This is a genomic window from Micromonospora sp. LOL_013 (assembly GCF_048060315.1).
Taxonomy (GTDB): Bacteria; Actinomycetota; Actinomycetes; order Mycobacteriales; family Micromonosporaceae; genus Micromonospora_E.
Genome location: NZ_JBHMIQ010000016.1, coordinates 23,958 through 37,826, shown reverse-complemented (window position 1 = coordinate 37,826; position 13,869 = coordinate 23,958). Strand labels below are relative to the sequence as shown.

The 13,869-nt window shown below is 71.0% G+C and carries 11 protein-coding genes; 1 reads left to right on the top strand and 10 read right to left on the bottom strand.

Annotation, left to right across the window (positions count from 1 at the left end; translation table 11 throughout):
- Positions 1-68 precede the first annotated feature (68 nt).
- Entirely contained in the window at positions 69-1,343 is a 1,275-nt protein-coding gene (locus ACFHWS_RS12705; RefSeq protein ID WP_416568245.1) for an MFS transporter, read from the top strand.
- Between the two features lie 11 nt (positions 1,344-1,354).
- Here ACFHWS_RS12705 and ACFHWS_RS12700 read toward each other — a convergent pair whose 3' ends face one another.
- From ACFHWS_RS12700 to ACFHWS_RS12655, 10 genes are all read right to left on the bottom strand, one after another.
- A complete protein-coding gene (locus ACFHWS_RS12700) occupies positions 1,355-2,503 on the bottom strand; it encodes an NAD(P)H-dependent flavin oxidoreductase (RefSeq protein WP_416568244.1) in 1,149 nt (382 codons plus the stop codon).
- Positions 2,500-3,324 carry an aspartate/glutamate racemase family protein gene (locus tag ACFHWS_RS12695; protein WP_416568243.1) on the bottom strand — a complete coding sequence of 275 codons (825 nt, stop codon included), beginning with the start codon at positions 3,322-3,324 and terminating at the stop codon, positions 2,500-2,502. Before ACFHWS_RS12695 ends, ACFHWS_RS12700 begins: the two co-directional genes overlap by 4 nt.
- A 121-nt stretch (positions 3,325-3,445) precedes the next feature.
- On the bottom strand, positions 3,446-4,759 hold the full coding sequence (locus ACFHWS_RS12690; RefSeq protein ID WP_416554194.1) for an RNA polymerase sigma factor: 1,314 nt from the start codon (positions 4,757-4,759) through the stop codon (positions 3,446-3,448).
- Between the two features lie 6 nt (positions 4,760-4,765).
- Entirely contained in the window at positions 4,766-5,119 is a 354-nt protein-coding gene (locus ACFHWS_RS12685; RefSeq protein WP_416554192.1) for a YciI family protein, read from the bottom strand.
- A gap of 96 nt (positions 5,120-5,215) precedes the next feature.
- Complete coding sequence (locus tag ACFHWS_RS12680) at positions 5,216-5,824, bottom strand: PadR family transcriptional regulator (RefSeq protein ID WP_416554190.1); 609 nt, start codon at positions 5,822-5,824, stop codon at positions 5,216-5,218.
- 153 nt (positions 5,825-5,977) lie between these two features.
- Entirely contained in the window at positions 5,978-7,576 is a 1,599-nt protein-coding gene (locus ACFHWS_RS12675) for a cellulose binding domain-containing protein (protein ID WP_416554189.1), read from the bottom strand.
- 328 nt (positions 7,577-7,904) lie between these two features.
- Positions 7,905-9,128 (bottom strand): MFS transporter, encoded by a 1,224-nt coding sequence (locus ACFHWS_RS12670; protein ID WP_416554187.1) that lies wholly within the window; start codon positions 9,126-9,128, stop codon positions 7,905-7,907.
- 91 nt (positions 9,129-9,219) lie between these two features.
- The gene (locus ACFHWS_RS12665; RefSeq protein WP_416554185.1) at positions 9,220-10,740 is read right to left on the bottom strand and encodes a glycoside hydrolase family 43 protein; all 1,521 of its coding nucleotides are present in this window, start codon (positions 10,738-10,740) and stop codon (positions 9,220-9,222) included.
- Between the two features lie 67 nt (positions 10,741-10,807).
- Positions 10,808-12,109: an SPFH domain-containing protein gene (locus ACFHWS_RS12660; RefSeq protein WP_416554183.1), complete on the bottom strand. Its 1,302-nt coding sequence runs from the start codon at positions 12,107-12,109 to the stop codon at positions 10,808-10,810.
- Complete coding sequence (locus tag ACFHWS_RS12655) at positions 12,109-13,668, bottom strand: SPFH domain-containing protein (protein ID WP_416554181.1); 1,560 nt, start codon at positions 13,666-13,668, stop codon at positions 12,109-12,111. Before ACFHWS_RS12655 ends, ACFHWS_RS12660 begins: the two co-directional genes overlap by 1 nt.
- Positions 13,669-13,869: the final 201 nt, after the last annotated feature.

The following is a 13,869-nucleotide window of genomic DNA, read 5'->3' as shown; positions in this document are numbered from 1 at the left end:
TCGGTCTGGCAAGACCTTGACAGCCGCCATCCTTATTCATCAGACTTTTGCCCGGAAGGCGGTGGCCGGTGTCGACCTCTCCGCTGGAGGAACCCCCACGGCGCGGCGACGCGACCGACAGCCCGGTCATCGTCGACCGGCGGGCCCCGACGACCGGATCGGCGTACCTACCGTCCGCGCGGATGGCCGCCGCCGCCGGCGCGCTGATCCTCGTCGCCGTACTGGGCAGCTTCGCCGCCTCACCGCTGTTCCCGATCTACGCCGACCGCTGGCAGCTGACCCCGGCGCAGATCGCTCTAGCGTTCGCCGGCTATCCCGTCGGGGTGGTCCTGGTCGTCACGCTGCTCGGCGGCCTGTCCGACCGGATCGGCCGGCGGGCGGCGATGCTCGGCGGCGTCGCGCTGGTGCTGGCGGCGTGCCTGGTGACCGCGACCGCGACGTCGCTGCCGGCGCTGGTCGCCGGGCGGATCGTGCAGGGGATGGCGACCGGGATGGTCAGCGCCACCACCGCCGCCGCCCTGCTGGACTTCCACCCCCGGGGCACCCGGGCGGGCACCCTGACCCACGCGGTCTGCACCACCCTCGGTATGGGGCTCGCACCGTTGATGTCCGGGCTGCTGGCCGACCATACCCGGTACCCGCTGGTGCTACCGTTCGTCGTCATCGGCGCGGCCGCTCTGGTGCCGCTGGTCCTGCTGTTCCGCACGCCGGCCGACCGCCGGACGACGCAGCGGGTCCGACTGGTCCGGGCGGTCCGGGTCCCCCGCGACATCCTGCTGCCGTTCAGCATCGCCGCCTGCTCGCTGATGACCCTCAACGGCTGCATGGCGCTGTTCGGTACCTTCGGCTCCCGCATCCTCGCCGAAGGCGCCGGCGTCACCGCCGCCGGTGGCGCCGGCGGACTGCTCACCCTGCTGATCGGCATGACCCTGCTGTCCCAACTGCTGCTGAACCGACTCGACGCCATCCGGTCGGTCTGCTTCGGCGTCGTGGCGATCACGACCGGTGCCGGCGCCACCACGCTGGCCCTGCACCTGGGCAGCCCGGCGGTCACCGTCACCGGGGCCGCGCTGATCGGCTTCGGTGGCGGACTGACGCTACTCGGCGCCACCCGACTGATCGGCGAGTCGGCGCCGACCCACCGGCGGGCGGAGATCTTCGCGGCGTGGATGGTGGCCGCCTTCGCGACGCTCGGCGGCAGCTCGCTGCTCAGCGGCCTCGCGTTGACCGGGGCCTTGCTGCCGGCGGTGCTGACCGTCGCGACCGGCGTCATCGCCCTACTCTGCGCGTACACGCTGGTCGCCGGCGCGGTCCACGCCCGTCGCGGGCGCGCACCACGCTGAGCCACGGCACGTCAGTCGCTGGCGCGGACGCCGATGTCGTCGCTGGTGTCGTCGGAGTCGGCCAGGGCGGTGAGATCGCCGACCGCGTCGGCCATGCCGGTACGCAGGTCGTCCAGCACACTGGCGACGGAACGCACCCGGTCCACCAGACCGACCGCCTGACCCGCCGCCGAACCCATCACCGGCGTGACCTGGTGCTCGAAGGAGCTGACCACGGCGTCGCGGGCCAGCACTTGCTGCACCGGGGAGGCCAGTGGCGCCGGAGCGTCCGGTTGCCGCCAGGCCTGGGTCCACGCGGTGGTCAGCTGCCGGGTCGGCTTGCCGGTGTACGCCGTGGTCTTCGCGGTGTCGGTGGCCGCCGCCGTCACGATCTTGTCCTTGACGACCGGGTCGAGATCGCTCTCGGCGGTGGCGAGCCAGATCGAGCCCGTCCACACCGCCTGGGCACCCAGTGCCAGCGCGGCCACCACCTGACGGCCGGTGGCGATGCCACCGGCGGCGACCACCGGCACGTCGCCGGCGGCAGCCACCACCTGCGGCACCAGCACCATCGAGGTGATCTCACCGGTGTGTCCGGCCGCCTCGTAGCCCTGGGCGACGATCACGTCGACGCCGGCGGCCAGCTGGTGGCGTACGTGTCGTGGGTCGCCGACCAGGCCGGCGACCAGCATGTCCAGTCTCGTCGCGGCGGCCCGCACCTGGGCGGGAGGCGGCCCGAGCGCGCTGGCCACCAGCCGCACCGGGTGGGCCCGCACGACCTCCCACAGCGCGAACGCGTTCGCGTGGGTCATCAGGTGGTCGATCTCGGTCGGCATCCCGCCGAGCCGGGTCCGGCCAGGTTCACTGCGGCGCAGCGGAATCCCGAGCCGGGTCTGCAGCCCGGCGACGAAGTCCTGGTGCCCGGCCGGGATCTGGGCGAGCAGGTCGGTCGGGTCGTCACCAGCGGACCTGGCGGGAAAGAGCAGGTCGACGCCGTACGGGCGACGCCCGCACTCGCGATCAAGCCAGGCGAGATCCTGTTCGAGGTCGTCGGGGGACATCGAGGCCGCGCCGAGTACCCCGAGCCCACCACCCCGGCTGACCGCCGCCACCACGTCGCGGCAGTGGCTGAAGGCGATCACCGGCAGGTCGATGCCGATCCGTCGACACAGCGGGGTCACGACGACGTGCCCAGGGTCACCGCGCAGACCTCGCAGCCGTCGTCCTCGACGGTGCAGTTCGAGCCCGACTGCGCCGCGACGCCCAGGTAGGCGTCGACCAGCGCGCTGACCGCGCCGAGCCGGCCGGTCGGCGGTGCCGGTCGGGTCGCGGCGAGGGCCGCGGCGTGCCCGGCGGCCAGTCCGACGACCGACGGGTCGCCGATCTCGATGCCGACCCGGCCGGCCACCTCGGCGGCCACCGGGGTCATGCAGGTGCAGCCGAAGAGGATCAGGTCAGTGCCGTCCCGGTCGGCGGCCCGCAGACACGCGGCGGAGATGGCGTCGACGACGTCGGTCTCGCCCCGGGCCATCCGTGCCTTGACCCCGGCGTCGGTGCCGACCCGGTGCAGTTCCGTCTCGTCGGACAGGTAGTGCACCCCGGCGGCGAGGGCACCGCCGGCGCAGCTGCTCAGCCGCTCGGCGTAGAGATAGTCCATCGAGGCGGGCCAGACGGTGACGATGCTGAACCGCCGACCGAGCTGGCCCGCCCAGGCCAGGGAGGCCTCGCCGGCACCGACGATCGGCACCGAGGTGGCGGCGCGCAGCCGGCCCACGCCGTAGTCGCCGAACGTATCGATGTAAACGGCGTCGCAGCCGGCGACGATCGCCGCCTCGGCGACGTCGACCGTGCCGACCTCGGTGAGTAGATGCTCGTACGGGGTACGGGCGAATCGGCGCAGCCGTGGTTCGACGAGTTCGGCGACGAGGCCGGGTGGATCGGGCAGCACCGGGGCCCGCTTCGCGTCGGAGTTGATGACCGCCAATCGTCGCAGCTCACTCATGTCGACCTCCCGCCAAAAGTCTGACCTATGAATGTCAGGGGTGTCAACGACTCCGTCCACTCCGGCTTCTAGCTTGATGGGCTGCTTGCAAGTAAAAGTCATACCTTTGACAGCCAGATGGTCAGTCCGCTACAGTGGCCGCCGCCTCGGCGGCAGTGAGCCGACGCCGTAGATGTTCCCGATCCGGTTCGGTGCCGGCCAGGCCCACCGCCTGCCGGTAGGCGTCGGCCGCGTCGGCGTACCGGCCGAGCCGGTGCAGCAGATCGGCCCGGGCGGCCGGCAACGGGTGGTACGACCGCAGGCGCGGATCGGCGACCAGCTCGTCGAGCAGGGCCAGACCGGCTGCCGGGCCGTCCCGCATGGCCACCGCCACCGCCCGGTTCAACGCCACCACCGGCGACGGTGCCGCCCTCAGCAGTACGTCGTAGAGGGCGACGATCTGCGGCCAGTCGGTGCCGGCGACGTCGGGCGCCTCGTCGTGCAGCGCGGCGATGGCGGCCTGCAGCCCGTACGGGCCCGGTGGGCCGCCGGTCAACGCCGTGCGGGCCAACGCACAGCCTTCCCCGATCATTGGACGGTCCCACCGACGCCGGTCCTGCTCGTCGAGGAGTACCGGCACCCCGTCCGGTCCGGTCCGGGTGTGACGGCGGGCGTGCACCAGCAGCAGCAGGCCGAGCAGTCCGGCGGTCTCCCGTTGCGCGGGCAGCAGCCGGTGCAGGATGCGGGCCAGCCGGATGGCCTCCTCGGCCAGGTCCAGGCGTTGCAGGCGGGGGCCGGAGCTGGCCGCGTACCCCTCGGTAAAGATCGAGTACACCGCCTGCAGGACACCGGGAAGCCGCTGCGGCAACTCGTCGGCACCGGGCACTCGGAACGGGATACGCGCGTCGCGGATCTTGCGTTTCGCCCGGACGATCCGCTGGGCCATGGTCGCCTCCGGCATCAGGAAGGCCCGGGCCACCTCGGCGGTGGTCAACCCGCCGAGGCAGCGCAGGGTCAACGCCACCCGGTCCTCGGCGGTCAGCGCCGGGTGGGCGCAGGTGAAGAACAGGGCGAGCCGGTCGTCGGGCAGGTCCCGGTCGACGTCCGCCGCCTGAGCCGGGTCGGCCCGGTCCGCCTCGGTCTGCAGCACCGCGATCCGCAGGGCCAACGTCCGGTCGCGGCGGATGCGGTCGACGGCCCGGCGGCGCGCGGTGGTCAGCAGCCACGCGCCGGGCCGGGTCGGCACCCCGGAGACCGGCCAGTGCGTCAGCGCCGCCTCGATGGCCTCGGCGGCTGCCTCCTCGGCCAGGTGCAGGTCACCGAAGCGGCGTACCAGGGTGGCGAGCAGCCGGCCGTGTTCCTCGCGGAACACGGCCGCCACCGATGCGTGTACCGCCGCCGGGTCCGTTTCCGGGGCCCGGGCGGCCGGGTGGTTCTGCGGCTCGCCGCCGATCATCCGGTGTCAGAGCCCGAACTCGGCGATCGGACGCACCTGCACCGATCCCCCGTCCCGAGCGCCGGGCGAGCGGGCCGCCCAGTCCAGCGCGACGTCCAGGTCCGGTACGTCGATGACGTCGTACCCGCCAAGCACCTCCCGGCTCTCGGCGAACGGACCGTCGGTGACGATTCGTTGTCCGTCGACGTCGACCTTGACCGAGGTGCAGGTGGTCAGGTCGGCCAGGGCGTTGCCGCTGACCCAGATGCCGGCGTCCTTCATCTGCTTGTCGTAGGCCATCCAGTCCTCGACGGTGCACTGCGCCCCGGGCTGGTCCGGGCCGTCGGTCGGCGGGCTGACGAACAACAGCATGTACTTCATGTCGGGCTCCTCGCAGGTGGTGGTGTTGTCGTACGCCTTGACGACGATCGGCGGACCGCCGTTTCGACAGCTGATCCCTGCGAATCCTGCCGGGACCTACTCGGAGTCGGCCAGGATGGCGTACAGCTTGCGGCGGGTCTCGTCGAGTACGGCCAGGGCCCGCTCCCGCTGCTCGGGGGTGCCGTTCATCATCACGTGGCGCAGCGCGTGCAACGTCTGCATACCGGATTCGCGCACGTCATGCCAGCTCTCCACGGTTTCCGGGGCGAACTGCGTCCACGGCGCCTGCTCGGCGGCCTGCTCGGCCTCGGGGCGGCCGGCGTCGGTCAACGCGTACTGCCGGCGGCTGCCGCCGGCCGCGTCCACGGTCCCGACGACCAGCCCTTCGTCCTCGAGCAGTTGCAGGGTGGGGTAGATCGATCCCGGGCTCGGTCGCCAGGCACCGCCGGTGCGGGAGTCGAGTTCCCGGATCATCTCGTACCCGTGCATCGGTCCTTCGACGAGCAGGGCGAGCACGGCGGCACGCACGTTCGGCCGGCGGCTGCGGCCGCCGCCCCGGCCCCGCCGCGGGCCGCCGCCCGGCCCTGCGCCGAAGCCGGGGCCTGGGCCGGGACCGAACCCGAGGCCGGGGCCGAACGGCGGGACTCCGAATCCGCCCCGCATCCATGCCTGCCGTCCGCCGTGGAACCGGTGGTGGAACTTCATGTCTGCCTCCAAATGCGTTGTCGATACTTTGACGATATATCGCCGACCAGTCATCGACAACACGAATGCGCCTGACGGGGCGTACAGGCCCGTCAGGCGCATCGGGATGCAGTGGAACTTTGTGGTAAGAACCGCTAATTGTCGCTTTCGTGGTCAGCTGCGGGCCCCAAGGTTCGGGTAGCTGCGTGGTTGCAGGAAGGCAGAGCTCCGGATCCCGCCGTCTGTGTCGCGCGGTCCGATCAGCACCGACGGATCCGTGCTGAGCAGATCCGAGTTGCTCCAGGAACTCTTGATGTTCCACGAGTTCCTGGTCGCCGTGGAATTGCCCAGCGACACCCCCGCCCCGTTGCCGACCGCGAGGTTCGCGGTCAACCGCGAGGTCGAGTTCGCAAACTTGTACCCGCTGCCGCCGTTGTTCCAGGCCGTGGTGCGGTCCACCGTGATGGTGCCCGGGTTGCCGTTGTCGATGAACCCGCTCACCGCGTTGCTGAACGAGAAGCTGTTACGGATGGTGTGGTTCGCGGCCGGGTCGGGGTCACCGCCGCCCATCTTGAACCCGTTGCCGTCGCCGGTGTAGTTGGGCAGATCCCACCGGTTGAAGCCGTTGCCCCAGGCCGCAGAGTCCTCGACGAGGATCGGAGAGGCGAACTCCCAGGCGTCGAAACCGTCGTCGGAGTTGTTCCACAGCCGGACTCCGCGTACCACGTTGCCGGTGCCGGAGCCCTCCTTGATGGCCAGGCCGTCGGCGCTCTCGCCGTTCTTGCGTGGGTCCCGGTTGCCGTACGAGTCGAGGTCGATCACCTGGTTGTTGCTCGCGGCGCCCTGGATCTGCAGGCCGGACTCGTAGTTGTCGCGGGTGACGAGGCGTTCGAAGACGTTGTTGCTGCAGTCGCGGCAGAAGATGGCGTACGGCCCGTGAATGATCTCCAGGTCACGTACCCGCCAGTAGTCGGCCTCCATGTGCAGCACGCCACGCTCGAGGTTGGGGATGCTGCCACCGACCGGCGCCGGGGTGTGCGGCAGGTCCTCACCGTCGAGAACCACCCGCTCCCGGTTGTAGCTGGTGATCGTGTAAGGGTTGGCCGCAGTGCCGTCCTTCATGATCCGCACGTTGGTGCTGAACTGGTAGGTGCCGCCCCGCATGGCGATCGTCGTGCCGGGGGAAGCCAAGGTCACCGCCCGAGCCAGGGTCGCCAGCGGAGCCCCGACTGTGCCAGGGTTCGCGTCGTTTCCGTTGGTCGCGACGATAAGCGTGTTGCCCGGTGGCGGCACGGTCGGCGGCGGCACGGTCGTCGGCGGCACGGTCGTCGGCGGCGGGCTGGTGGGAGCGGGTCCGTTGCAGACCGTGCCGTTCAGAGTGAAAGTGGTCGGCACTGGGTTCGACAAGTTGTTCCAGGTGCCGTTGAATCCCCCGGTCACAGTGCCGCCGGTAGGGATCGACGCGTTGTAGCTGACGTTTCGCACGACGACGGTGCCACTTGCCGGGTCGGCAGTAAATCCCCAGGACTGGGTGATGGCCTGGTCGGCAGCAAAAGTCCAGCTCAGCGTCCAGCCGTTGATCGGCGCACCGTGGTTGGTAATGGCGAGGTTGGCGCCGAAGCCACCCGGCCATTGCGCGGCGACGGTGTACGTGACCTGGCAGCCACTGGCAGCGCTGGCCGACAGGGTGGTCACCGCGGTCATTCCCGCAGTGAGAGCCACGGTGGCCACAGCCGCCACCGGCCACGCCGGCCGTTGGAGGTGTCGAGTCATGAGTTCTCCTGATGGTCGGTCCAGCGGTCACCGGCGGGCGGCACGCCCCACTGACGACCGGGATCACTGGTGAGTGAGGTTCGACGACGAGCAAGCCGACGGGCCGGTGCCGACCGGCCGGCCGAGTCACCTCCTGGACTTCGACGGCCTGCGGTGAGGTGCGTGAAAGCGCTTTCCACACATCATATTGATAGATGTCATCCCGTCAACAGCCGGGAGCCAGCTGCCCGACAGCGTCGACCGGGTGGGCCCTTGCTCGCTCACACCAGGGCTGGGACCGCGCAACCACGACCGGGCCGGGCCCGGCTGGGTGAAGGCCCGCGACGCGTCAACGGAACGTGGGATGGATCAGGACGAAGCCGGTCACGCTGGCCATCAGCGCGGCGCCGATCAGCACCGGAAGCGGCACCCAGACGGCGTACAGCGCTGTACTGGCGGTCGGCGCGAGCACGAAGGTGAGCCCATTGGTGGCGCCGATCACTCCGGCCAGCCCGCCCTGCTCGTCGCGGCGGACCGCCAGCGTCGGACCGGCGACGTAGCCGGGCATCGCGATACCGAGACCGAGTCCGATCATGGCCATCGCGGCGACCAGGAACCCGATGTGCGTGTCCGGCACCAGCAGAACGAACCCGACCAGCCCGACGGCCCCACCGACCCGCAGCAGCCTCGCCGGCCGCCAGCCGCTGCGCGGCACCACGACGGTCTGCGCGAACGCCATCCCGACACCGGCGGCAAGCAGCGCCGCACCGGTGACCAGACCGGTGGCCTCCGCGTCCAACCCGAACCGGTCCTGGACCAGGAACCCGCTGACCACCTGGACGAAACCGAGCGCGGTGAACATGCCGAACCCGGCGAGCAGGTACGGCCACACCCGGGCGTCGAACGGGCTGACCCGGACCGGCTTCTCGATCAACTCGGTACGGCTCTCCCGGCGCAGCCGCACCGCGACGACGGCCAGCCCGACGGCGAGCAGCACCGGCACCACCACCAGCGGAGCCATCAGCCCGAAACCGGCGAGCAGGCCACCGACCAACGCGCCAGCGACCATTGCCCCGCCCTGCACCGCCCCGATCCCGGCCATCCCTCTGACCCGGGCGGACTGGTCGACCGTGACGTCGGCGATGTACGCCTGCGCGGTCGGTGGCACAGCAGCCATCGCGGTGCCGAACCCGACGCCCCGGAACACCACGAACAGCAGGAACATGGTGGTGCCGGTGACGACGCCCCGCATGCCGAGGTCGGCGAGCAGCGCGAACAGCGCCATCGTCAAAGTGGCCAGGGTAAACGCGGCGACCAGCACCGGCTTGCGACCCCACGACTGGGACCGACGTCCCCACAGCTGGCTGGTCGCCACCACCATCAACGCGGAGATGCTGATGGTCACCCCGACCTGCCACTCGGCGAGACCGATCTCGCGGGCCAACGGGGCGATGATCGGACTCATCGACATCTGGCCGAGAAAGACCAGGAAGACCGCGCCGAGCAGCAGCGGGATCTGCGGCCGCGGGACCCCGGCCGGCCTGTCGACGGGGACCGCGCCGGGTGAGACCATCCGGCCACGCTAACCACCGGTGATCATCTGTACCAAGGACGCCCGTCACACCTGCCACCCCGGCTGTGACCTGCCCGGACACCAGTGGTATTCAGATCTGGCAAGCCACATCCGGTTCGTAGTCGAACCAGTCGAAGCGGACCGTACCGGCGGCGGCGTACATGCCGATCACCCGGCCGGTGAAGCCTCCGGCGACCTCGGTCGACAGGTAACGGCCGTCGAGCTCGGCCAGTACGGCGAACTCACCGTCGGCGGTTTCGAAGCCGAGCCGAAGCACGTCCGGCCCCTGCCGGGGATGCCAGGTCGGCGACGGGACGGCGTCGACCCGTAGCACCACCGGCCCGGCTGGTACCGGCTGGAAGTCCAGCACCGGCCGCAGCGGGCCGATCCGGGCCGCGGCCCGCACCTCGCCACCGCCGGCCTCGACCGTGTAGTGGTGGTTCTCGTCCATCCGCACCGCCAGGCCGCCCCGGCCGGCACCCGGGTCGATCAGGGTCCGGACCCGGCAGGACAGGTGCTGCTGGCGGCGGCCGACGAAGGTGACGTCGGCGTCGCCGAGCGACGCACCGCGCGCCTGCAGGGTCAGCCAGCCCGGCGGCCGGGTCGTCGACCACACGTCGTCAGGCCGGGACCGCACCGACAGCCACCGTGGGTGCAGCCGGTCGGCGTCGAAGTCGTCCCGGGTCGGCGGTGGCGTCACCGGTGCCGCAGGCCAGCGCGGTGCGGTCATTCGCCCGGTGAGCGCGCCGACGACCGGCCAGCCGTCGACCCAGTCGACCGGGGCGAGGAACGTCTCCCGGCCGAGCACGTGCCAGCCGGGGGTGCCGCCGCGCGGCCGGACCCCGAGCAGCACCAGCCACCAGGAGCCGTCCGGTGCCTGAACCAGGTCGCCGTGGCCGGTGTTCTGGATCGGCCGGTCGGTACCGCGGTGGGTGAGGATCGGGTTCGCCGGGCACGGCTCGAACGGGCCGCCCGGCGCCGGGCCCCGGGCGACGGAGATGCCGTGGCCGCGTTCGGTACCGCCCTCGGCGATCAGCAGGTACCAGTAGGCACCGATCCGGTACAGGTGCGGGGCCTCCGGCGCCTGGGCGCCGGGGGTGCCGGACCACAACCGGCGGGTCGGCCCGAGCGTGGCACCGGTCCGCGGGTCGATCCGCACCTGGTGGACTCCGGCCGTAGTGCACCAGCAGTGACCGTCGTCGTCCCAGGCCAGGTCGGGGTCGATGCCGGCCACGCCGGCCAGGCGCACCGGGTCGGACCACGGCCCGGCCGGGTCGGCGGCGGTGACCAGCAGGTTGCCGCCGCCGTTGGCCACGTTGGTGGTGATCAGCCAGAACCGGCCGTCGTGGTGGCGCAGGGTGGGTGCATACACCCCGCCGGACGACAGGGTCGACGCGGGGATGGCCAACTGCCCGGGGCGGTCCAGCACGTTGCCGATCTGGGCCCAGTTGGCCAGGTCGCGGCTGTGGTAGATCGGTACGCCGGGGAAGTACTCGAAGCTGGAGCAGGCAAGGTAGTAGTCGTCGCCGACCCGGCAGACACTCGGGTCCGGATGGAAGCCGGGCAGTACCGGGTTGGTGAACCCGCCGTCGACCCATCCGTCCACTGTCATGTCGGCCTCCCCGGTCCGGTGTGCGGTGGATGCACCGTACCCGGACCGGGGTCGGACCTGTGTCGGGTCAGCCGTCGTCGTCCCCGCCTGCGGTGGCACCGCGGGCCGGCAGCGCCACGGTACGCGGCAGCAACTGCGCGGTGAGCAGGGTGGACAGTGCCGAGACGTCGCCGCCGCCGGTACCGTCGGTGCGTACCACCACCGGCTGCGGGGCCTTGCCGGCGAGCGCCGCGCCCACCTCGAGCCGGCGCAGCGCCAGCTCGTACTGCAGCACCGCCCGGTTGTCCCGGTACGACTGGGCCAGCCGGCGTTGCGCCTTGGCCTCGTTCTCGGCGGCGATCAGCCCGCTGCGGCCCCGGGTCTCGATCTCGAACCGGACCCGCTGCGCGTTGGTTTCCTGCTCCTCCAGCAGCTGCGCGACCTGCTCACGAGCCTTGTTCAGGGCCGCCTTGACCTCGACGAACCGGGCGTCTCGCACCTTCTTGGCCCGCTCGATGTCCATCTGCAGGCTGTCGATGCGCCGTTTGCGGGTCAGCCCCCACTCCTGCTCGTACGCGGCGTGCTCCTTGGCGACCCGTTCCCGGGTGGCCAGGTGCTGCTGATACTGGGTGGGCAGCTGCACGTCGGGAATGTTGCAGCCGGTGATCCGCACCCCGTAGCGGGACAGCTGCCGGTTGAGCAGGTCCTGCATGTCGGCCACGTCGGAGCCACGCAGGTCGTACGCCCGTTCGGTCTGCACCTGGCGGGCCCGCTGCCGGATGGCGTCCTGCACGGCGCTGGACAGCACCAGGTCGAAGTTGCCGGCGCCGATGGTCCGGACGAACAGCACCGCGTCGGTGATCCGCAGCTTCATGAAGAACTCGATCGACCGCAGCGGCACGTTCTCCCGGGTCGGGCAGGCCATCACCGGCGCCGAGTACGGGATCTCGGTGGCGACGTCGACGACGAAGTCGACCCGTGACCAGGGGTGCCACAGGTAGTGCCGGCCCGGCTCCAGGGTGCGGGTGACCGCGCCGTAGCGGGTGAGCACCCCGTGGGTGCCCTGCTCGATCTCCACGATGGACGAGCGCCACCACCAGAGCGCACCGATCAGCAGCAGTACCACCCCGGCCAGGTAGCTGGCACCGGCGAGGGCCCCGTACGCGGCGCCGATCAGCCCGTCGACACCGTTCAGGGTGAACATCACGCCGGACAGCAGGGCGAGCAGACCGAGCCAGAGCGGCACCATCCAGCCGAGCCGTCGCCGGTGCTTGGGAATCACCACCGGTACGAGGCTGCCCGCGTCACCGCCGCGCAGCAGCTGGGCGAGCTCGCTCCACGGCGCTACCGCCTCGGAGATGACCGACCTGCCGCCACTGAGTTTGCTCATCACCACTGTGCCTCCGGGTCGTCGTCGGTCGGCTCCGGCGCACCGGGGGCCAGGGAAACGCCGGCATCGGTGCCCGGCACGGTCGGCTGGTCGGCCGCACGGAGCGCGGCGATCTCCGGCTCACGTCCGGCGATCCGGGCGGCGACCTCGGCCAGCCGGGTGCGCATCGCGGCCATGTCGGTCTCGCTGAACAGGTCGGCACCCCGCTCGCCGACCAGTTCACGGGCCAGCTTGAGCAGGTCCACCCCGACCGCACCGTTCGGGTCGGTGGAGCCGCCGATGCGCACCAGCCGGGGCAGGTGGTCGGCGACCTCCTCCAGGGTGTCCAGCACCTCCCGCTGGTAGCGGTAGTCGAGGATCTCCGGCGCTTCGGCGGCGGTGACCGCCCGGATGTCCAGGGCCTGCGCCTCCAGCAGGGCGGCGTTGGCCCGTGCCTCGGACTCGGCCAGCACGTACCGCTGGCGGGCCAGTGCCTCGGCGCGGTTGGTCTCCCGCTCCACCGCAGTGTCCATTTGCGCCTGGTACTGGGCGATCTCGGCCTGGATGCCGGACAGGGTCTCGTGCAGGGTGGCCAGCTCCTTGGCCAGGTCGCCCTCGTCCTGCTCCTTGCGTAGCTGCAGCGCGTACTGGTGGGTGTAGGCGTCCTTGGCGACCCGCACCATCTCGGGCGCGGCGAGGTCCATCCGGTACTCCCGGTCGGCCGGCTCGGCGTGGGTGATATTGGCGTTGGTCAGCTCGACAGCCGGCAGGAACTGCTGGTTGAGCTGCTCCAGCAGGCGACCGGTGTCCTCGCCGACCATGTTGTAGATGTCGGCGGCCTGCTGTTCGTAGATCAGGCTACGGATGGTCTCGCTGACCGCGTTGCTGAGCTTCTCCTCGAAACCGCGGACCGCGCCGAGGGTGTAGACGAACTCCACCGGGTCACTGATCCGGAACTGGATGAACAGGTCGATGGACGCCTTCACGCCGCCCTTGGTCGGGGCCTCACGCACCGGTGCGTTGAACGGGTACTCGCGGGTGGTGTTGACGATGTACGACACCCGCTTCCACGGGTTCAGCAGGATCACCCGGCCGGGGCCGACGACCTGCTCCAGCTTGCCGAACCGGGTGATCAACGCGGCGCAGCCGTCCGGCACCATGACCATGCCCTGGCGCCACCAGACGAAACCGACGGCGAACAGCGACAGCACCCAGTAGTGGATTCCGAACAGCGGGTTGAGAAACAGGTTGCCACCGCCGACCGAGACCACCGCGGAGCCGAGTACGCCGAGCACCAGCAGCAGCGACACCGGCAGCATGGTGACCAGCGAACGACCGCGCGGAATCACCATCGGGCAGATGACGTGCGCCGCCCCGCCCTCGCCGCGCCGCTGCTCGCTGCGGTTGAGCACCTCACCCGCGTCGTCAAGCGGCACCCGGCGCTGCTCCATGACGGTGTCGATGCTGCCGCCGAGGTCGCGGGCAGCCGGAAAGTCGACCGGATCCATCCCGTCCTCGACCGACTGACCTCCACCAGCCCCACCGGTCACGACACCGCCACGGCGGCCCAGTTCGGCCATGGCCAGCTGGCGAGGATCATTACCTTCAGCGATCGCAGAGGCAGCCTTGCGTATACCCTGTTGGACCCGTGACACGGTTCCCCTTCCGTAGATCTCGGTCGGCGCCCGGCTCGGGCAACTCGGCGCACCGGTCCGGCGAAATGCTAGCCACCCAGGTCAACCAGGGTGACAGCTACGCCGGGTCGGGGACCGACGTGGGCA